Source organism: Tenacibaculum larymnensis (assembly GCF_028829235.1).
In the GTDB taxonomy this organism is placed as follows: Bacteria; Bacteroidota; Bacteroidia; order Flavobacteriales; family Flavobacteriaceae; genus Polaribacter; species Polaribacter larymnensis.
Map to the genome: position 1 here is coordinate 205,742 of NZ_JAIWJY010000002.1, position 20,588 is coordinate 226,329.

At 32.1% G+C, this 20,588-nt stretch carries 16 protein-coding genes; 8 read left to right on the plus strand and 8 right to left on the minus strand.

From position 1 onward, the window contains the following. Positions 1-24: 24 nt before the first annotated feature. Positions 25-3,045, minus strand: coding sequence for a tetratricopeptide repeat protein (locus LCI24_RS03810; protein WP_274639248.1), 3,021 nt, complete (start codon positions 3,043-3,045; stop codon positions 25-27). Positions 3,046-3,169: 124 nt separating this feature from the next. On the opposite strand from LCI24_RS03810, the gene LCI24_RS03815 reads away from it, so the two are divergent. After that, positions 3,170-3,853, plus strand: coding sequence for a cell division ATP-binding protein FtsE (locus tag LCI24_RS03815; RefSeq protein ID WP_274639249.1), 684 nt, complete (start codon positions 3,170-3,172; stop codon positions 3,851-3,853). A 206-nt stretch (positions 3,854-4,059) separates the two neighbouring features. Here LCI24_RS03815 and mdh read toward each other — a convergent pair whose 3' ends face one another. From mdh to gyrB, 4 genes are all read right to left on the minus strand, one after another. Further along, positions 4,060-4,986 carry a malate dehydrogenase gene (gene mdh, locus LCI24_RS03820; protein WP_274639250.1) on the minus strand — a complete coding sequence of 309 codons (927 nt, stop codon included), beginning with the start codon at positions 4,984-4,986 and terminating at the stop codon, positions 4,060-4,062. Positions 4,987-5,120: 134 nt separating this feature from the next. Further along, positions 5,121-5,876 (minus strand): hypothetical protein, encoded by a 756-nt coding sequence (locus tag LCI24_RS03825; protein WP_274639251.1) that lies wholly within the window; start codon positions 5,874-5,876, stop codon positions 5,121-5,123. A gap of 121 nt (positions 5,877-5,997) precedes the next feature. After that, the gene (locus LCI24_RS03830; RefSeq protein WP_274639252.1) at positions 5,998-7,020 is read right to left on the minus strand and encodes a DUF6588 family protein; all 1,023 of its coding nucleotides are present in this window, start codon (positions 7,018-7,020) and stop codon (positions 5,998-6,000) included. A gap of 91 nt (positions 7,021-7,111) precedes the next feature. Beyond that, positions 7,112-9,049 (minus strand): DNA topoisomerase (ATP-hydrolyzing) subunit B, encoded by a 1,938-nt coding sequence (gene gyrB, locus LCI24_RS03835; protein WP_274639253.1) that lies wholly within the window; start codon positions 9,047-9,049, stop codon positions 7,112-7,114. 428 nt (positions 9,050-9,477) lie between these two features. Between gyrB and LCI24_RS03840 the strand changes: the two genes are divergently transcribed. Continuing rightward, the gene (locus LCI24_RS03840; RefSeq protein ID WP_274639254.1) at positions 9,478-10,656 is read left to right on the plus strand and encodes a DUF3103 family protein; all 1,179 of its coding nucleotides are present in this window, start codon (positions 9,478-9,480) and stop codon (positions 10,654-10,656) included. A 72-nt stretch (positions 10,657-10,728) separates the two neighbouring features. Here LCI24_RS03840 and LCI24_RS03845 read toward each other — a convergent pair whose 3' ends face one another. The 3 genes from LCI24_RS03845 to asnB form a co-directional block, all read right to left on the minus strand. Continuing rightward, complete coding sequence (locus LCI24_RS03845; RefSeq protein ID WP_274639255.1) at positions 10,729-11,811, minus strand: helix-turn-helix domain-containing protein; 1,083 nt, start codon at positions 11,809-11,811, stop codon at positions 10,729-10,731. Positions 11,812-11,970: 159 nt separating this feature from the next. Next, positions 11,971-12,501 carry a hypothetical protein gene (locus LCI24_RS03850; RefSeq protein WP_274639256.1) on the minus strand — a complete coding sequence of 177 codons (531 nt, stop codon included), beginning with the start codon at positions 12,499-12,501 and terminating at the stop codon, positions 11,971-11,973. Positions 12,502-12,736: 235 nt separating this feature from the next. After that, a complete protein-coding gene (gene asnB, locus LCI24_RS03855; RefSeq protein ID WP_274639257.1) occupies positions 12,737-14,398 on the minus strand; it encodes an asparagine synthase B in 1,662 nt (553 codons plus the stop codon). A 379-nt stretch (positions 14,399-14,777) separates the two neighbouring features. On the opposite strand from asnB, the gene LCI24_RS03860 reads away from it, so the two are divergent. The 6 genes from LCI24_RS03860 to trpB all read left to right on the plus strand — a co-directional run bounded on the left by LCI24_RS03860 (position 14,778) and on the right by trpB (position 20,556). Then, on the plus strand, positions 14,778-16,169 hold the full coding sequence (locus LCI24_RS03860) for an anthranilate synthase component I family protein (RefSeq protein WP_274639258.1): 1,392 nt from the start codon (positions 14,778-14,780) through the stop codon (positions 16,167-16,169). Position 16,170: 1 nt separating this feature from the next. Beyond that, positions 16,171-16,749 carry an anthranilate synthase component II gene (locus tag LCI24_RS03865; protein WP_274639259.1) on the plus strand — a complete coding sequence of 193 codons (579 nt, stop codon included), beginning with the start codon at positions 16,171-16,173 and terminating at the stop codon, positions 16,747-16,749. A 69-nt stretch (positions 16,750-16,818) separates the two neighbouring features. After that, a complete protein-coding gene (gene trpD, locus LCI24_RS03870) occupies positions 16,819-17,805 on the plus strand; it encodes an anthranilate phosphoribosyltransferase (protein WP_274639260.1) in 987 nt (328 codons plus the stop codon). A 139-nt stretch (positions 17,806-17,944) separates the two neighbouring features. Then, complete coding sequence (trpC, locus tag LCI24_RS03875) at positions 17,945-18,733, plus strand: indole-3-glycerol phosphate synthase TrpC (RefSeq protein WP_274639261.1); 789 nt, start codon at positions 17,945-17,947, stop codon at positions 18,731-18,733. Between the two features lies 1 nt (position 18,734). Beyond that, positions 18,735-19,376, plus strand: a complete 642-nt coding sequence (locus tag LCI24_RS03880; RefSeq protein WP_274639262.1) for a phosphoribosylanthranilate isomerase — start codon at positions 18,735-18,737, stop codon at positions 19,374-19,376. A 4-nt stretch (positions 19,377-19,380) separates the two neighbouring features. Beyond that, on the plus strand, positions 19,381-20,556 hold the full coding sequence (gene trpB / locus LCI24_RS03885; RefSeq protein ID WP_274639263.1) for a tryptophan synthase subunit beta: 1,176 nt from the start codon (positions 19,381-19,383) through the stop codon (positions 20,554-20,556). Positions 20,557-20,588: the final 32 nt, after the last annotated feature.

Sequence of the window (20,588 nt, forward strand, 5' to 3'; positions counted from 1 at the left end):
ACTTTCGTTTGTTATTAACAAATTTTAGTTTTGGGTAGTTACTGATTCGTTTGTTTTTGCTTCTTTATTCTTAATAGTACGAAGCTCGTTTTTTGCTTCTTCAATAACATCTTTATACTGTGTAAAGTTTTTGATGATATTTTCCAAGATATATGTTGCTTGATACGCATCTTTTAAGGCATAATAATTTTTTGCCATAATTATATAGCTTTTTACTCCCCAGTATTTGTATGATGAATAATTGGCAATTAAATCTTGTACAGCTTTGGTAGAAGCTTCATATTCTTTATTCTCATGTAAAAAGAAAGCATTGTAGTATAAACATTCAGCTTTCAGTTCGCCAGTAGCTTTTTTACTAGCTTCGTTAAAATATTCTTCTGCAGTTAAAAAGTCATTGTTTTTAAACGAAGAGCGAGCTAAAATGATTTTAGCATCTTCAGCAATGTTCGTGTCTACCTTTCCTTTAACTAATACTTTTTCAGCATAGGCAATAGCATTCGTATAATCTTCTTTTTTGTAATATCCTTTCATTAAATTACTTTGAGCAAAAATGATATTTTGCGGATAGTTAGCTTCTTTTTCCAATTGTTGAAGTACTAAAATACCGTTGTTCCAATCTTCTTTTTGTAAATAGATATTAGCTAACTTGGTTAAAGATTCTTCTGTAAACTCACTTTTAGTTTGCTTGTTTACATAAGTATAATGAGGGATAGCTTTATCGAATAGTTTAGAGTTGTTATAGGCTTGTGCTAAGTAAAAATGAGCTTTTAAAGCATTAATTCCGTTAGGGAATTGCTGTAAATATTTATTAAAGCCTTCAATAGCTTTATTGTTGTTGTTTTCTAAGAATTTGTTTTCAGCAGATTGATAAGTTGCATTGTCTAGTTCAGCATTGGTAACATTGGCAAAACTTACATTTTTAACCCAAGCAGCATATTCATCAACTTTACCTATATCAATATATACATTTTTAACGTTACTTACTGCTTGTTTTGCTTCGTTTGAATTTGGATGTTTCGCAACTACTTCTTTGTATTTCTCAATAGCTTTTTTATTATTATTGTTACTATAGTATAATAATCCTTGACGTAACAGTACGTTTGGAACGTAGTTACTTTTTGGGTGATTGGTTAGTAGACATTCATAAGTTTTTTGAGCTTTTGAAGCATTGTTCATAGTTGTATAAGTCGTTGCTAATTGGAATAAAGCATCATCTTTTAACTGAGAACCATCATAATCACTAATTAGGGTTTCAAGGTTTTGAACTTTTACATCGTTTTTACCTAAGAAACCATTACTCATAGCTGTTTGGTATTGTGCATAATCTGATCCTACACCACCTTCTTGAATTACTTTATTGTATGCTTTAATAGCGTTTGTATAACTTTTTGAGGCGTAAAAAGAGTCTCCTAAACGATTTGAAGCATCATCATTCAAATCGTTATCATCAAGATTCTGTTCTAAAAATTGCTGAAAATATTTTGCAGCATTAGGGTAGCTTTTTAGTTTGAAGTTTGTGTATCCAATTTGGTAATTTAACATTTTAGCCTCTTTAATATCTTTATCAGTAACGGATAAGAAGTGTTTAAGAGCGTCTTGATAATTCCCTAAAGAATATTCAGTTTCAGCTAACCAATATGCCCCTTTATTACTCACAGTCATGTTTTCTGATTGTGTTGCATTTATAAAGTATGGTTTTGCTTTGGTTATCTTGTTTTCATTGTATAACTGAATACCTCTGTATAAAGAAACTTCATTTATAATACTTTTACTTTCTGGAGTTTCTGAAGTACTTAAAAAGTCTAGAGCACCTTGGTAATCTCTCTGGTGTAAGTATGAAGTAACTAACAAATTGCTAATTTCAGCAGCGTTAGGAGATGTAGGGTATTTAGCTAAAAAACCTTTTAAAACATCAGGAACACTTTCATATGGATTTCCTTCTTCATAACTCAATTTAGCGTAATTTAAAGAAGAACTTTGTGTAATTAGAGCATCAAAATCCATTTCGCTAGCATTTTTAAATGCGTTTAATGCTTCCGTTTTTTTATCTAATTCTAAATAACATTCTCCTAAATGGTAATAAGCATTTTGTGCTACTTTGTTATTTCCACCAATAATTTTATTGAAATTACTAACAGCAGTTTCGTAATCTTTCTGTTGATAATAAGCATAACCTAAATAATAGTAATCGGTGTTTGTCCAACGACCATTTTTACCTTTATAGGCTTTTAAGTATGGAATAGCTTTTTCATATTTTTTAAGGTTAAAATAACTTTCCCCTACAATTTTAGAAATTTCTGAAATCTCTTTTTTGTCCTTTGTGGTTTTTAATAATTGCTCTCCAATTTGAATTGATTTATCAAATCTTCCAGCCTTAAAACTGATGTCTAATATATAGTAATTTGCTTTTGCTTGGTAAGTAGCATCATTTGCTAGTTGACTTAAGTTGTCTTCTGCTTCACCAAAATTTTCTTGTTTGTAGGCAATATAACCATAGTAGTAACGAGCATCGTTACCATAAATAGGATTCCCTAACAAGGCTTGAAAACGAGATTTGGCATCTCTTAGATAATTAGAAACTAAAAGAGCATATCCCATTTTATAATTGAGTTCATTTTTTTCTTCTGGACTCAATAGTTTTTCATTTACTTTTTGATACCATTTTAGGGCATGGGCAGCTTTTCTATTAGCAAAGTAATAATTACCAACATTTAAAAATGCTTTCTCTTTTTTATTATTGTATGGGTAATTTTCTACAAATTGATTAACTTTATAATCAGCATCGTCTTGTTGCAGCTTAATGGCACACATAGCATCGTAATAGTCGGCATCAGCTTTTAAGTTATGATGTTTTTCAGAGTTTAGAGAAACTCTACGGAAAACTTCTTGAGAAGCAGCGTATGCTTTATTATTGTATAAACGTATTGCTTTATGAAAATCGGCATTTGCATCAGTATTTACAGCCGACTCTTGGGCTATTACCGCTGTTGTAATGGTTAAAAAAAGAAATAAGTAGCAGCTTTTTTTGAAACAGTTAAATCTCATATTTTTTAGTTATCTAGAAACTATAACGTTAGTTTTTTATTTTTGTTGGGAGACTTTTTATCAAAAGTAAGAAATGTTACAGAATTACGTTATAAAATTTTAGATTTGTAAAAAACTATACTCCATGGAAAATCCTGTTTTACACCTTGAAAATGCAGATATTTATCAACAAGACAATTTAGTGTTGTCAAAAGTAAATTTTACCTTGAATAAAGGGGACTTTTATTATTTAATTGGTAAAACTGGGAGTGGGAAAAGTAGTTTGTTAAAAACCTTGTATGGAGATTTACGTTTGCAACGTGGTTTGGGTAGTATAGTTGATTTTGATTTGAAGCAAATGAAGGAGAAGGATATTCCTTTTTTAAGAAGGAAGCTTGGAATTGTTTTTCAGGATTTTAAATTATTAAATGATAGAAATGTTTTTGAGAATTTAGAGTTTGTATTAAAGGCTACTGGTTGGAAAGATAAAAATGAAATGAAAGATAAAATTCATGAGGTTTTAGATAAGGTAGGAATGAAGGAGAAGTACTATAAAAAAACTTTTGAGTTATCAGGAGGTGAGCAACAACGTGTAGCAATTGCCAGAGCGTTATTAAATGATCCTGAATTAATTTTAGCAGATGAGCCAACTGGGAACTTGGATCCAAAAACTTCACTAGAGGTAATGGAATTGTTAAATGAGATCCATCAAAGTGGAAAAACGATTCTTATGGCAACTCACGATTACCAATTAATTGTGAAATTTAAACAAAAGGTGATTAAATGTGAGGGAGGGGAGTTGTTCGAGGTAGTACAGCAAGCTGTATAGCATATAAAAACAAACCCACTTCAAGAATGAAGTGGGAAAATTGCTATGAAAAACTATGAAAAGAAACACTACTAATGCTTCTCTACTATAAAGACGTTTATATTGGCAAAATCTTACACGGTTATCGGAATTTTAACAAAAGTTTATAAAAAAAATCCTGAGTAATAAGACTACTCAGGATTTTTATATTATACAGTGTTAACTTCTTAGAAAGTTAAAGCAGTATTGTTGTTTTTAACAGCTTCAGCTGAAGAAGTTAAAGCAGCTTTTTCTTCTTCGCTTAAGTTAATTTCAACGATTTTTTCAATTCCGTTTCTTCCTAACACAACAGGAACTCCGATGCATAAGTCAGATAAACCATATTCTCCTTCTAATAAAGCAGAACAAGGGTAGATTTTCTTTTGGTCACAAGCGATTGCTTGTACTAACCCAGATACAGCAGCACCTGGAGCATACCAAGCAGAAGTACCTAATAATCCAGTTAAAGTAGCACCGCCAACTTTAGTATCTTGTTTTACTTGTTCTAATCTTTCTTCTGATAAGAATTCAGATACAGGAACAGAGTTACGAGTAGCTAAACGAGTTAAAGGTACCATTCCTTTGTCAGAGTGACCACCAATAACCATTCCGTCAACATCAGAAATAGGAGCTTCTAAAGCTTCTGCTAAACGGTACTTAAAACGAGCAGAGTCTAAAGCACCACCCATACCAATAATTCTGTTTTTAGGTAATCCAGTTGCTTTGTGTACTAAATACGTCATTGTATCCATTGGGTTAGATACTACGATGATAATTGTATTAGGAGATTGTTCAACTAAACTAGCAGCTACTGATTTTACGATACCAGCATTGATTCCTAATAATTCATCACGAGACATTCCTGGTTTACGAGCGATTCCTGAAGTAATTACACAAATGTCTGATCCAGCAGTTTTGCTATAATCTCCTGTAGTTCCTGTAATTTTAGTATCGAAACCATTTAAAGAAGCAGTTTGCATTAAGTCCATTGCTTTACCTTCAGCAAAACCTTCTTTAATATCAACTAAAACAACTTCAGAAGCGAAATTTTTAATAGCAATGTACTCAGCACAACTTGCACCTACAGCACCTGCTCCTACAACCGTTACTTTCATTTTATATATGTTTTTTTGTAATTAATTATGTTTATAAGTGCGGAATCCGCACAAGATGCACAAAAATAGCGATTTGGCTATGGATATAAAAGAAAAACCCGTTGATATTTCAACGGGTTTTTGAATAAATGTTTTTATGCTTTTGATTTCATTTTAGTGTATTCTGAAATGTATTCACTAAAGTATCTCCATTTTAACTTCTTTTTTGGGTATTTCTTTTTAAACTCTTCACAGTCACCGAATAGGTTATCATAATTGTCTTTTAAATTCTTTTTTTGTAACCAAAAAATTTCATCATTTTTTTTAACATAATAAGATTTAGCTAATCCACCAGCGACACTTATAGGACCAATTCCAAGCCTTGTGGTTGATTTTGCCCTTGGATCACCATATACTTCAATATACTTAGCGAAAGCAGGGTTTACCAATTGCATTAAATATTCTTTACTTTTTTTTCGATTTTTAAGAGAAACTTTATTGTTTTGAAAATATATATATCCTTGTCTTAATACATCATTGTTAAGGTCAGAGCGTTCCCATTGTCTAGCATCATAAACATGGTTTAATGTTTTAAAAGCTTTTTGAATTCCACTAGGGTATAAATACATTTCTTTTATTTGGTCTGAATCGAATTTTAATTTTTTACCAGTTTCCTTATTCTTTATTTTGATGTAGTAAATTTGGCCTTTTTTTCTGTCTACATCTCTTTTGTGGCCTATAATTTCAGTACCGTCTTTTAAAGTGATGTAAGAAATTCTTTTTTCAGAATAATGTGTATAAACTTTACTGAATAAATCTTTTCCGTTTCCTGATTTTTCTTTTTCTTCTTCTTGACTATAGCTTAATATGGTAGTTAATAATAAAAAGAATGAAATGATTTTTGTTTTCATAACGCTTAAAAATTGAGAGGTTAAAATTTTGTTAAAATAAAAATTAGGTGCGAATATAAACATTAAAAAAATCCTATTTATCTAAATAGGATTTTTTATTATGCATTTTATAAAGTGAGTTTTATCTAAAGCTAAAAGCAATACCTGCATTTACAGAGTTATACTCTTGTAGGGTATAACTTCCGAAGATTTTAAAGAAACCTAAACTTAAACGAGCTCCTAAAGTAGTGTTAAAACTTCCTGAACTAGAGCTAAGAGATAGTGGATTTGTTCCAAGGTTCTCTCTTTCTGTACCTAAAGGCGTAGAATAGTTCGCATAAAAACTATCTCCTCTCATGTCTAAGCTTGTGTTACCTCCGTTATATCCAACACCTCCATAAATATTGATAATAGGAAAGTTTAAAGAAGCTATAGCTTGAATAGTATATGAATTTAATCTAAATTCTGTAACAGCATTTCTAGCTTCAATGTCTCCATTTACATCACCAATAGTATAATCTACATTCATATTTGTGTAGGCGGCTAATAAAGAAACATGCAAAGGAGTCTTGTCTATTGGACCGAACCAATCTGTGATTTCTTTTTTAACACCAATACCAAATAATCCTCCTTTTACATCATCTGAGCCTACTTTAGGAGAATATCTAAGCATTGCTTCAAATTTAAAAGGAAGCCCTAGTCCTACCTGAACAGATGGTGCGGGTACAGCATTTACTGGTAAGTCTTCTTTAATACCTTCAGGCATAGTAAAGTTGGCTTCAACTTGTTGTCCATCTATAGTAGTTGTGTATGTTAATTCAGCAGGAATTATTGAGTTACTTCCGGCAACTGTAGCTGTAGTGTTTTGGTTATACGTAGTGTTGTTAGATAGTCCTATTTTCGTTAGATTAAACATTTCATCCTCAGAAGGGATAAAAGATGCATTTGCTCCTATAGAAATGTCAAAACCAAATTTTTTATGAACTTTAGCAGTGTGATACCAACCATTGTTCATGCTATAAATAAAACCTTTCATGGCAGGATCTAAATAAGCATTTGTTAATTTGCTAGCATCTTCTTTTGCTAATAAAATAGTTTCTAACTCTTGAGCTTTAACACTAAAGCTTACTATTAAAGTTAAAAGTGGTAAAAGAATTTTTTTCATAATGATGAGGGTGTTGTTTTAAGGGGTAAAAATATAAAATAAAAAAAAGCTCAATAATATTATTGAGCTTTTTTAAAGTTAAGAAAATATTTTATGCATCAATATTCGCATATTTTGCATTCTTTTCTATAAAATCTCTACGTGGAGGAACTTCATCTCCCATTAACATAGAGAAAATTCTATCTGCTTCAGTTAAGTTATCAATAGTAACTTGTCGTAATGTTCTAAACTCAGGGTTCATGGTAGTGTCCCATAATTGTTCTGCATTCATCTCTCCAAGACCTTTATAACGTTGAATAGTTACTGATCCACCCATTTTTTGAGCAATTAAATCACGTTGATTGTCATCCCATGCGTACTCACGTTTTTGTCCTTTTTTAACTAAATATAAAGGAGGAGTAGCGATGTAAATATATCCTTGTTCAACCATTTCACGCATGTAACGGAAGAAGAATGTTAAAATTAAAGTAGCAATGTGAGAACCATCAACATCGGCATCACACATAATAACTACTTTATGGTAACGTAACTTAGATAAGTTTAACTCGCGAGGATCGTCTTCTGTTCCAATAGTAACTCCTAATGCGGTAAACATGTTTTTGATTTCTTCGTTTTCGAAAACTTTGTGTTGCATTGCTTTCTCTACATTTAAGATTTTACCTCTTAAAGGAAGAATTGCTTGAAAGTTACGATCACGCCCTTGTTTTGCAGTACCACCTGCCGAGTCACCCTCTACAAGGAAGATTTCACATTCTTTAGGGTCAGTTTCTGAACAGTCTGATAATTTACCAGGTAAACCACCAATACTCATTACTGTTTTACGTTGCACCATTTCACGAGCTTTACGTGCTGCATGACGTGCTTGTGCTGCTAAGATTACCTTTTGAACAATGGTTTTAGCATCATTAGGGTTTTCCTCTAAGTAATCTGTTAACATTTCAGAAACTGCTTGTGATACAGCAGCACTTACTTCACGGTTACCTAACTTTGTTTTTGTTTGACCTTCGAATTGAGGTTCTGCTACTTTTACAGAAACAATTGCAGTAAGTCCTTCACGGAAATCATCACCAGCAATTTCGAATTTTACATTTTTAAGTAAACCAGACTCATCAGCATACTTTTTTAATGTATGTGTTAAACCACGGCGGAAACCTGATAAATGTGTACCTCCTTCGTGTGTGTTAATGTTGTTTACGTATGAATGTAAGTTCTCAGCATATGAATCATTATAAACCATTGCAACTTCTACAGGGATGCCGTTTTTTTCACCTTCCATAGAAATTACATCTTGAATAATCTGAGTTCTTGTCCCATCTAAGAACTTAACAAATTCAGATAAACCTTCTTCAGAGTGAAATATTTCAATAATATCATTACCTTCATCATCTTTATTACGTTTGTCTGTCAAAGTAATAGTAATACCCTTGTTTAAGTATGCTAACTCACGCATACGAGTAGCTAAGGTATCGTAGTTGTATTCAGTAGTTTGTTGGAAGATTGATCTGTCTGGTAAAAAAGTAACAATGGTTCCTGTAAAATCAGTATCACCAATAGTTTTTACTGGGTATAAAGTCTTTCCTCGTTCGTACTCTTGTTGCCAAATTTTCCCTTCTTTGTGTACGGTTGCAGTTAAATGGTCAGAAAGTGCATTAACACAAGAAACCCCAACACCGTGTAATCCTCCAGAAACTTTATAAGAGTCTTTGTCGAATTTACCACCAGCACCAATTTTGGTCATTACTACTTGTAGTGCAGAAACTCCTTCTTTTTTGTGGATTCCTACAGGAATACCACGTCCGTTATCTTTTACGGTGATTGAGTTGTCTTCATTGATGTCTACAGATATTTCATCACAGTGACCTGCTAAAGCTTCATCAATAGAGTTATCTACAACTTCGTATACTAAATGGTGTAAACCACGCACTCCAACATCTCCAATATACATGGAAGGACGCATACGTACATGCTCCATTCCTTCTAGTGCCTGAATACTATCGGCAGAATAATTATGTTTTTTTTCTTCGCTCATTATAAAGAGAGTTAAATTAAAATCTTTATCATAAAAAAATCGCTCGAAAGCGACTATTGTACCATACAAATTTACAATTTTTAAACCTTAAAATAAAGTTTTTAAGAGGTTTTTGCTAGGATTTATCAACATTGCTTTGAAAAATAAAAAGCTCTTAAAAAGGCTAAAAACCTCTTTAAATTAATTTTTAGAGAAAACGGAGTAACTGTAGTAAGTTTTTCTTTAGTAAAGTAGCTTACAGGTCTTTAAAAGCGTTTTTGTTAGCGGTAAGTTATGAAGTTGTTTATTTAGTGTTAAAAAAATACATTTATATATGTATTTTATTTGGTTATGTTTTTTTTATGTAAAAAATTAACATTTTTTAAGTTTTTTATTGTGTTTTTTGTTAATATTGAATCTAGTATTAATAAATTTAAAATTTTTTAAAAATGAAAAACCCCCGAATTTTATTAGGAGCATTGCTTGTTTCAATGCTGTTTATGAGCTGTAACAATTCAGAAGAGTTAATCGGAAACTCTGAGAATATTGTTCAAGAAGAGTTGTCAAATTCAGTAAACAAGAAAGAAATTACAATGCAGTTTATTGATTTGATGAAAAATCAAAGCTTTAAAGAAAAGACTCTTGAATTGTTGAATAATCAACAACCAAGTGTAGGTATGGCTAAAATTTTAGAACAGACTTCTGATTTTGTGAGTAATGAAGAATCGTATAAAAAACTAAGGTCCAAAACAACGATGTTGGAAGGTAGGGCATCTAAAGAAGCTGCTCCAGAAAAGATAGAGATTTTAGAAGTTTGGATGCACAATGGAGAAAGGGTAGAAAATTTTTCTAATGTGTTGTTTTCTTTTGCTCCAGAAGGAGAAGAGGAAACTTGGAAAAGAGTTGAAGCTTATACGATAGATAAAGAAGTAGTTTATCTTGATCCAAAAGAAGCTCCTAGTCAAACAGTTATAGTTATTGAAACTGATGGTTTTGAAACTTTAAAAAGAGAGGTGATTTATATGAATAAGTACCTTCAAGAAAATGGAGTTCAAAATAACAGATTTTCAAACTCTTCATTAGATTTAAGTGCTAAATCTGCTAGAAATGTAGGGTTAGAAACTACAAAACTAGATAAAATAAGATTAAATGACGATGAAGAGCCATGGATTAGTGGTGCTGCTGAGGTATATGCAGTAACATCAGGGATTAAAGATAATCAAAATAATCCAGAAATAAAGGTAATACCTATGTATTATTTAGATCATGATGACACTGATTATTATCCAAATCAAATATTATTGTTTTGGGATGATTATCAATATCAAGCTGCAAATATTCAGCTGTTTGAAAAAGATGATAACACAAATTATAAAGATTTAGTTTCTGCTATTGTAAATGGAGTTTTTCAAATTATAGGAGCAGTTTCAACTCAGCCTTGGGTAAGTGTTTTAGGTCAAGTTGCAGGAGCTATACTTCAAGCCATGCCAGATAGTTGGTATACTAATAATGATGATTATGTAGATTCATTTTATACAATTGAAAAAAATAAGAGTTACTATAATTATTATGGTGCTAGAAGAAATGCTAAGGTAAACTTATCTCCTTTTTATGTTGCGCCAAATTAAAAAGTAAAGGATAAGTAAATGAAAGAGCATTCTGAATTTTCAGGGTGCTTTTTTTATTTTAAAGTGTTTTGATTATGATAGTTGTATGTTGTGAGGAAAACCTAGAGAGTTTTTTTGTTTTGAAAGCTCTTTTGGAGACATGCCAAACTTTTTCTTAAAACAATTAGAAAAGTAAGAGTTGCTGTTAAAGCCTACATCTGTCGAAATTTGGCCTATAGCAGATGAACTCATTGTTATAGAGTCTATAGATTTTAAGAGTCTAAATTCTTTCAGTAGTTGGTTAATAGATTTTCCAGTAATGTCTTTACAGTTTCTGTACAGTTTAGTTTTAGACATCATCATTAAGTTACAAATGTCAGAAACTTTAAATTTTGGTTTATGATAGTTTTTTGAAAGTATTTCTATTAATGACAATATAAAGGATTCTTTTTCGGGTGTTAGCCAGTAGATTTTTTTTAAGTTAGAAAGTGAAGGATGCATGTTTGTTGCTTTTGAAGAAACAATAAGTTGTTCTTTCTTTTTTATAAGGTAGAGTAGTTTTGTTAGTTTAGGGATTGTTTGAGTAAAGGTAGTTTCTTTATTGTTGTGTAATGATGTGTATAAAATGATTTTAGTGGAAGTGTTATCTGCTCTTTTATTTAGTTTATCTAATATAGAAACAGTGCAGCCTAAAGCATTTTTAAAAGAGTGAAATGAAGCTGTAATGTATTCATTGTCCTCTATTTGATTCCCTTTGTAAGAGGTGATTAAGTTTTGAATAATAGATTTTTTAAATGATATGGACTCAAGGGCTTTTGCTTTGTTTAGTAAGAATGTTTTTTTATTGAATGTTTTAGCTAAAAAAATAACTGAATGTTTTTTGGGAGGATAGAATGATTTAGATTGTATTGCTTTAAGTTGCTGTACACTCTTTAAGAAAGCATAAACTAAATGGTTGTTAACTGAGGTGATTTTGTAGGGACGTAAATTAATAGATTTATAGTATAGTTTTTGTATTGATCTTTTATCAGAAGCTTTTATAAGGTAAAAAACACTATTTTTTTTACGGTCAATCCAACAGTTAATACATCTTTTAAGAAGAGTTTGTTGCAGTTTGGAATAAAAAGCAATAGCTAAGTCAATAGCAGTGCTGTTATTCGTTATATGTTGTATCAAATAAACCGACATATGTAAAGTTAATAAATAGTAACTTGAAAAGTTGCTGGCTTTAAAGGAAAGAAGGAAAATCCCAAATAAAAGGGGAAAAACACTAAAAAAAGTATTTTACAATTTAGTAAAATACTTTTTTATGTCGCTATAAAGGAAACTTATTTCTTAATGAATATTACCATCATAATCTAATTTTAAATTTTTTCGTTTTCCGTCTTTTCTAATTTGAACTTTAAAAACTTTTTTTGATTTACTGTTGTTTCTGTAGGTAACAAGGTAAACATCTTTATGTATTATCCAGCCAGGATACTTGTTTAAAATAGCTGTTCTCACTACTTTAGGTAGTAGTATGTTCTTATAACGTTCAATAGAACTCATAATTTTACCATTAGAGTCGTAAGTAGCTGTTATTAGTCCAGTTGTTCCTCCTTCTTTTTTTGTTCTGAAAATAACTTCATAAGCTTCAAACTCTCTATCAAAAATAGGATCTTCTGTAATGTCATATCTAGCGGCTTCATTTTCTAGATTTTTGACTAATTCAGGTGTGTCCTTGTGTTGAACTTCGTTAAGATAGCTTAGGTTTAAAGGTTTAATGGTAACGGGCTCTAAAATGATATTTTTAGCGATTCCATTACTTTGGGAATGTACTAGGCTGGTTAGACCTAGGAAAAGTAAACCAAATACAAATTTCTTCATAATACTAAGTTTTAGTGGTTGTTAAATAAAACGAGGAGTATGAGTGATAATTCGGTTTTGAGGAAGAACAAAATTACTATCAAAAAAATAAAAGTGTTATCAAAATTGTTCTTATTACTATAAAAAATGATTCAGAGAATTTAGTTTAACAAAGTTTTAAGTTTTTGTATAAAAAAATCCCGCAAAAGCGAGATTTTAATCACAACTAAAATTTGAAAAAAACTAAGAATCTTTCTTAGTATGCGTCTTCATGTACAGCTTTTATAGCTCTACCTGAGGGTTCGTTTTGGTTTTGAAAACTTTTATCCCAAGCTAATGCAGTAGGGGTGCTACATGCAATTGAAGGAACAGACGGTACTGTTAAGGCAGCTGTTTCACTAGGAAAATGTTCTTCAAATATTGAACGATAATAATATTCTTCTTTTGCTCTTGGTGTTTGGATGGGAAAACGATGTGAAGCATTTGCCATCATTTCATCAGTAACAGCAGCTTCAACAACTTCTTTAAGAGTGTCAATCCAGTTGTAGCCAACACCGTCAGAAAACTGCTCTTTTTGTCTCCAAGCTACTTCTTTAGGTAAGTAACTTTCAAAGGCTTTTCGTAACACCCATTTTTCCATACGTTCTCCGTTAATCATCTTGTCTTCTGGATTAATACGCATTGCAACATCCATGAACTCTTTATCTAAGAATGGAACACGACCTTCAATTCCCCAAGCCATTAAGCTTTTGTTAGCACGTAAACAATCGTATTGATATAGCTTATCTAATTTTCTTACAGTTTCTTTATGGAACTCTTCTGCATTTGGTGCTTTGTGGAAGTATAAGTACCCTCCAAAAAGTTCATCAGCACCTTCACCAGATAGTACCATTTTTATTCCCATAGATTTAATAACACGTGCCATTAAATACATAGGGGTAGATGCACGAACTGTAGTTATATCGTAGGTTTCCAAGTTGTAAATTACATCACGAATGGCATCTAAACCTTCTTGAATGGTAAAAGTGATTTCATGATGAATAGTATCAATATATTCAGATACTTTTTTAGCAGCAGCTAAATCAGGAGACCCTTCTAAACCAATAGAGAAAGAGTGTAGTTGTGGATACCAAGCAGCATCTTTATCACCAGATTCTACACGCTTAGCCGCATATTTTTTAGCAATGGCTGAGGTAATGGAAGAATCTAAACCGCCAGATAATAAAACTCCGTAAGGAACATCACTCATTAATTGACGATGTACAGCAGCTTCCAACGCATCACGAACTTCATCGATAGAAGTTTGGTTGTCTTTAACAGCTTCATATTCCATCCAGTCACGAGAATACCATTTTTGTAATCCGTCTTCACGTGTGTAATAATGACCTGGAGGAAATACTTCAATTTTGTTACAAACCCCTTCTAAAGCTTTTAATTCAGAAGCTACATAGAAAGTACCATGCTTGTCCCATCCCATGTATAAAGGAATGATTCCCATGTGATCTCGAGCTACTAGATATTCGTCGGTTATAGAATCGTATACGGCAAAACCAAAAATTCCGTTCAAATCATCTAAAAACTCCACACCTTTTTCTTTATAAAGTGCAAGAATCACCTCACAGTCAGATTTTGTTAAGAACTCATGTTGTTCTTTAAGTTGTTTTCTTATTTCTTTATGATTGTATATTTCTCCATTAGCAGCTAAAACAAATCTACGGTCATGGCTAAATAGAGGCTGTTGTCCAGAGGCAGGGTCAACAATTGCTAATCGCTCATGTGCCATAATTGTCTTCTCATCACTATAAATCCCGCTCCAATCTGGACCTCTATGGCGAATTTTTTTAGCCATTTCTAATAATTGAGGTCTCAGTTTATCTGAAGGTTGTTTTAAATCAAACGCACATACAATTCCACACATAATAATATTTTTTAATTCTATTCTTTTTGGTTTATTTCTGGTACAAATAACAGAGGAATGTTTTTTAATTGTAAGGTAAAAATTAAATATAATTATAAATTAAAACTATAAATATTGTTTTTGTATTAAAATGAAACTTATTGTTAGCTGTTTGCTCAAATAAGCTTACTGTTTTTTAGTTGTAATAAATAATTTGAAAGAAAAGTTTGTAAAATCAAAATCACTTTATACATTTGTAGCATAATGATGAATCAACAATTAAATAACTGGTGGTGGAAAACTCATAACTTACGTTAGTGAGACCATACTGTTATATCTATAATACAACGAAAAGGCTTATCTCATGATAAGCCTTTTTTGTTTTTACAAATTAAATGAAATGAAAAAAATTACTTTTAAAACAATAGCAAAAAAACAATTGGCAGATATGGTTACGCCAGTTAGCTTGTATTTAAGAACAAGAGATAAATATGCAAATAGTTTGCTGTTAGAAAGTTCAGATTATCACAGTAAAGAAAATAGCTATTCATTTTTATGTATAGAACCATTGGTAACAATTAAGGTAGAAGAAGAGCAGCTAGTACTGTCTTACCAAAAAGAAGAATTAGAAAGAGTAGCTATTCAAAGAGATTTTTATGAGAAGTTTGATGCCTATAGTGATGTTATTTCTGTAGATTGTTCAGAGGAGATTAAATCATTTAATGGATTGTATGGTTACACTACTTTTGATGCTGTACAATATTTTGAAACTATTCGATTTAGTTCTAAAAAAGCACCTTCTGAAATTCCATTATTACAATATAGTTTTTTCCGATTTATAGTAGCAATCAATCATTTTAAGAACGAAATGATATTGATAGAAAATATTCCTGAAGGAGAAGAGTCTCGAGTGTCTGAAATTGAAAATTTGGTAAATTCTCAATCTTTTGCAAAATACGACTTTGCTTTTCAAGGAGAAGAAACTTCGAATATAACAGATGAAGAATTTAAGGAAAGTGTAACCAAAGCAAAGGAACATTGTAAAAGAGGAGATGTTTTTCAATTAGTATTGTCACGCCAATTTCAGCAACAATTTAAAGGTGATGAATTTAATGTATATAGAGCATTACGTTCTATAAACCCTTCGCCTTATTTATTCTATTTTGATTACGGAAGTTTTAAGTTGATGGGGTCTTCACCTGAAGCGCAAATTAAAATAGAAGAAGGCCAGGCAATTATTAATCCAATTGCAGGAACCTTTAGAAGAACTGGAGATGACGAGAAAGATAGGGAGTTAGCAAAAGAGTTAGCAAATGACCCAAAAGAAAATGCAGAACATGTAATGTTAGTTGATTTGGCTCGAAACGATTTAAGCAAACACGCTACCAATGTAACAGTTGAAACTTATAAAGAGGTACAGTATTTTAGTCATGTAATTCACTTAGTTTCTACGGTTACAGGTAAAATTACGGGGAACCCTATAGAAATTGTGGGAGATACTTTTCCTGCAGGGACTTTGAGCGGTGCTCCTAAATATAAAGCGATGGAATTAATTGATAGGTATGAAAATCAAACCCGTGGGTTTTATGGAGGTTGTGTTGGGTTTATCGGTTTGAACGGGAATGTAAATCAAGCAATTGCGATTCGTTCTTTTGTAAGTAAAAATAACACCTTGTTTTATCAAGCAGGTGCAGGAATTGTTATCAATTCAAAAGAAGAAAACGAACTACAAGAAGTAAATAACAAATTAGCAGCACTAAAAAAAGCATTAGTGTTGGCAGAAAACATATAAGATGGATATACTAATTTTAGATAACTACGATTCATTTACCTACAACCTGGTACATTATGTAGAAGATATCACAGGGAAGTTACCTGATGTATATCGTAACGACGAAATTTCAGTAGAAGAAATTAAAAAATACGATGCTATTATTCTGTCACCAGGACCAGGAATTCCTGATGAAGCAGGTATATTAAAGGAAACTATACAAACCTATGCAGGTAAAACTCCAATTTTTGGTGTGTGTTTGGGCTTACAAGCAATTACTGAAGTTTTTGGTGGGGAGTTAGAAAACTTAAATGATGTGTTTCATGGAGTTGCTACTGAAATGAAAGTGACTAAAAAAGACACTACAACCTTTAAAGGTATTCCAGAAACATTTGAAGCAGCACGCTATCATTCTTGGATAGCTTCTCATACTAATTTTCCGGAGGAACTTGAAGTAACTGCAACAGATGAAGATGGGAGCATCATGGCGTTACGCCATAAAGAGTTTGCTATTGAAGCAGTACAGTTTCATCCTGAAAGCATTTTAACTCCAGAGGGAAAAAAGATGATTCAGAATTTTATAGAAAGCGTAAATAAATAATGTCATTTCGAACGAAGTGAGAAATCTGTTACAAGAGAACTCTTCATTCTGTAGAAAAATAAAAGAGAAATGAAAAAAATACTAAACACCCTATTTGAACAAAAACGATTGACCAAAGAACAATCGAAAGAAGTGTTGATAAATATCGCACAAGAAAAATACAATGCTTCACAAATAGCAGCATTCATTACTGTGTTTTTAATGCGCCCAGTTTCAGTAGATGAATTGTCAGGGTTTAGAGAAGCTTTGTTGGAATTAGCAATAAAAGTGGATTTGTCAGATTTTAACACCATTGATTTATGTGGAACAGGAGGTGATGGAAAAAACACGTTTAACATTTCAACATTAACCTCATTTATCGTAGCAGGAACAGGGCATAAAGTGGCTAAACATGGAAATTATGGAGTTTCTTCAGCATCAGGATCATCCAATATGTTGGAGTTTTTAGGGTATAACTTCACGAATGATGAAACTACGTTGAAACGACAGTTAGATGAAGCAAATATTTGTTTTTTACATGCTCCATTATTTCATCCAGCGATGAAGGTGGTAGCTCCGATCCGAAGAGAATTAGGAGTAAAAACATTTTTTAATATGTTAGGTCCGTTAGTAAACCCGAGTCAACCACAAAATCAGTTGGTAGGGGTATTTAATTTAGAAGTAGCTAGAGTATACAATTATATGTTACAACAATCTGATGTGAACTATGGAGTGGTGCATGCATTAGACGGTTATGATGAAATTTCATTAACAGGAGATTTTAAATTATTTACAAAAGAAGCAGAGCAACAAGTTTCCCCGTCCGATTTAGGACAACAACAAATTGCACCGTCTGCTATTTTTGGAGGAAATACTGTGAAAGAAGCTGCCGAAATATTTGTGAATATTATAAATGGAAAAGGAACTGAAGCACAAAACAATGTGGTATTAACCAATGCTGCTTTTGCTTTAAAAACCTTTGATAAAGAGAAGAGTTTTGAAACTGCTTTTGAAGAAGCAAAAGACTCTTTATTAGGGTTAAAAGCGAAAGAATCGTTAGAGAAATTAGTAAACTAAGACTGAAGAGTGTCAATTCGATTGAATTTATAAGGAACGAATAAATTAGTACTGAGAACAAGTATTTCTCGATACAATTTCCTACTAAAGTAGAAAATCACTCGAAATGACAAAATATTAAAAAATCATAATTGATTATATGACAATACTAGATAAAATAATAGCCTTTAAAAAACAAGAAGTAGCAAAAATAAAAGCTGAGGTTGCAGTTAAAAAACTGGTGGAGAGTCCAAATTTTAAAAGACAACCAATCTCGTTAAAAAAATCATTGTTAGAGCCATATTCAACAGGAATTATAGCAGAGTTTAAACGTCAATCACCTTCCAAAGGAATTATCAACGATAAGTCAACAGTTGCTGAAGTAACCAACGGGTATTTAGATGCCAATGTAGCAGCGCAATCTATTTTAACCGATACATCTTTCTTCGGAGGAACCATGGCAGATTTGATGGAAGCGAGAGTTATCAACCAACAAAAACCAATTTTGAGAAAAGACTTTATTGTTGACGGATTTCAAATCGTGGAAGCAAAAGCTATTGGAGCCGATGTTGTTTTGTTAATAGCTGTTTGCTTAACCTCAGAGCAGTTGAAAAATTACGGTCAGTTAGCTACAGACTTAGGTTTAGAGGTATTGTACGAAGTACATACCCAAGAAGATTTAGATAAAATTGGAGATTTAGACAATAAAATTATAGGAATTAACAATAGAAACTTAAAAACATTTGAAGTTGATTTAGAACATTCTATAAACTTAGCAAATCAAATTCCTGATACTGTTGTGAAGGTTTCTGAAAGCGGAATTTCTGATCCAAGAATTATTACGGGGTTAAAAGAACATGGTTTTCATGGCTTTTTAATAGGAGAAAATTTTATGAAAACAGATAACCCTGGACAAGCATGTCAAGAATTTATCGATCAAATTAGATAATATGAAATTAAAAGTTTGCGGGATGAAGTTTGTAGAAAATATTCAGCAAGTAGCTGAATTACAACCTGATTATTTAGGCTTTATTTTCTATGAAAAATCTCCAAGAAATTTTGAAGGTATCATTCCGAAACTACCCAAAGGAATCAAAAAAGTAGGCGTTTTTGTAAATGAATATGTAGAAATAGTAGTTTCATTAGTTGAAGAATATCAGTTAGAAGCAGTTCAGTTACATGGAGATGAATCTGTAGCGTATATTAAAGAGTTAAAACAACATCTACCAAAAGTAGAAATCATCAAAGTATTTGGAATTAAAGGAGCATTCAATTTTGAGCTTTTAAAACCGTACGAAGAAGTAGTTGATTACTTTTTGTTTGATACTAAAGGGAAAGAGCGCGGAGGAAACGGAATAACATTTAATTGGCAAGTTTTAAAAGATTATAATTCAACAAAAGGGTACTTCTTAAGCGGTGGAATAGGTTTGGAAGAAATAGATGAGTTAACCACGTTTTTTAAAACGTCAGCATCTAAGTATTGCTATGCCATTGATGTGAACAGCAAGTTTGAAACAAAGCCAGGAATAAAATCAGTAAAAAAAATAGAACAGTTTAAGGCTTATTGCCAAAAGCTAACAGCTAAAAGCTAATCATATGAAATTTCAACCAGATAATAACGGGTATTATGGGCAATTTGGAGGAGCATTTATTCCAGAATTGTTATACCCAAATGTAAAAGAATTAGAAGATAATTATATACAAATTATAGAGTCTGAAGCTTTTCAGCAAGAATATAAAGACTTATTAAAACACTATGTTGGTCGTCCGAGTCCGTTGTATTTAGCAAAACGATTATCAGAGAAATACGGAGCGACTATTTATTTAAAGCGAGAAGATTTAAATCATACAGGAGCGCATAAAGTAAATAATACCATTGGTCAGATTTTAATAGCAAAACATTTAGGGAAAACTAAAATTTTAGCAGAAACAGGAGCAGGACAACATGGAGTGGCTACGGCAACAGTATGTGCTTTAATGGGATTAGAGTGTATTGTTTTTATGGGAGAAACTGATATTAAACGTCAAGCACCTAATGTAGCACGTATGAAAATGCTAGGAGCAACAGTAGTCGCTGCAACCAGTGGAAGTAAAACCTTAAAAGATGCCACCAATGAAGCGATTCGTTATTGGATTCAACATCCAGATACGTATTATTTAATAGGTTCCGTAGTGGGGCCACATCCATATCCAGATATGGTGGCACGCTTACAAGCAGTAATTTCAGAAGAAATGAAAATCCAATTAAAGGAGCAAACAGGGAAAGAGAATCCAGATACCATTATAGCTTGTGTAGGTGGAGGAAGTAATGCTGCTGGTGCTTTTTATCATTATTTAGAGGATGAAGAGGTGGAGTTAATCGCAGTTGAAGCAGCAGGATTAGGAGTGAATTCTGGAGAAAGTGCTGCGACATCACAGTTAGGAGAAGTAGGAGTTATTCATGGAAGTAAAACCATTTTAATGCAAGATGAGTACGGACAAATTGTAGAACCGTATTCGATTTCAGCAGGATTGGATTACCCTGGAGTAGGACCATTACATGCTTATTTACATGAAACAAAACGCGCAACGTTTATGAATGCTACTGATAAGGAAGCTTTAGATGCAGCCTACGAGCTAACAAAAATAGAAGGAATTATTCCTGCTTTAGAAAGTGCACATGCCTTGGCAGTATTACCGAAAATGAATTTACAAAAAGACCAAGTTGTGGTGATAAACTTATCAGGAAGAGGAGATAAAGATTTAGAAACGTATATAAAACATTTAAGCTAATAGCCTCTGGCTAATGGCTAAAAGCTATTAAA

Excerpts from the sequence above, each read along its gene's own strand:
- LCI24_RS03815 (WP_274639249.1), top strand. The coding sequence starts at position 3,170 with ATGGAAAATCCTGTTTTACACCTTGAAAATGCAGATATTTATCAACAA.
- gyrB (WP_274639253.1), bottom strand. The coding sequence starts at position 9,049 with ATGAGCGAAGAAAAAAAACATAATTATTCTGCCGATAGTATTCAGGCA.
- LCI24_RS03840 (WP_274639254.1), top strand. The coding sequence starts at position 9,478 with ATGAAAAACCCCCGAATTTTATTAGGAGCATTGCTTGTTTCAATGCTG.
- trpB (WP_274639263.1), top strand. The coding sequence starts at position 19,381 with ATGAAATTTCAACCAGATAATAACGGGTATTATGGGCAATTTGGAGGA.
- trpC (WP_274639261.1), top strand. The coding sequence starts at position 17,945 with ATGACAATACTAGATAAAATAATAGCCTTTAAAAAACAAGAAGTAGCA.
- mdh (WP_274639250.1), bottom strand. The coding sequence starts at position 4,986 with ATGAAAGTAACGGTTGTAGGAGCAGGTGCTGTAGGTGCAAGTTGTGCT.
- LCI24_RS03810 (WP_274639248.1), bottom strand. The coding sequence starts at position 3,045 with ATGAGATTTAACTGTTTCAAAAAAAGCTGCTACTTATTTCTTTTTTTA.
- LCI24_RS03825 (WP_274639251.1), bottom strand. The coding sequence starts at position 5,876 with ATGAAAACAAAAATCATTTCATTCTTTTTATTATTAACTACCATATTA.
- LCI24_RS03850 (WP_274639256.1), bottom strand. The coding sequence starts at position 12,501 with ATGAAGAAATTTGTATTTGGTTTACTTTTCCTAGGTCTAACCAGCCTA.
- LCI24_RS03830 (WP_274639252.1), bottom strand. The coding sequence starts at position 7,020 with ATGAAAAAAATTCTTTTACCACTTTTAACTTTAATAGTAAGCTTTAGT.
- LCI24_RS03860 (WP_274639258.1), top strand. The coding sequence starts at position 14,778 with ATGAAAAAAATTACTTTTAAAACAATAGCAAAAAAACAATTGGCAGAT.
- LCI24_RS03865 (WP_274639259.1), top strand. The coding sequence starts at position 16,171 with ATGGATATACTAATTTTAGATAACTACGATTCATTTACCTACAACCTG.
- LCI24_RS03880 (WP_274639262.1), top strand. The coding sequence starts at position 18,735 with ATGAAATTAAAAGTTTGCGGGATGAAGTTTGTAGAAAATATTCAGCAA.
- asnB (WP_274639257.1), bottom strand. The coding sequence starts at position 14,398 with ATGTGTGGAATTGTATGTGCGTTTGATTTAAAACAACCTTCAGATAAA.
- trpD (WP_274639260.1), top strand. The coding sequence starts at position 16,819 with ATGAAAAAAATACTAAACACCCTATTTGAACAAAAACGATTGACCAAA.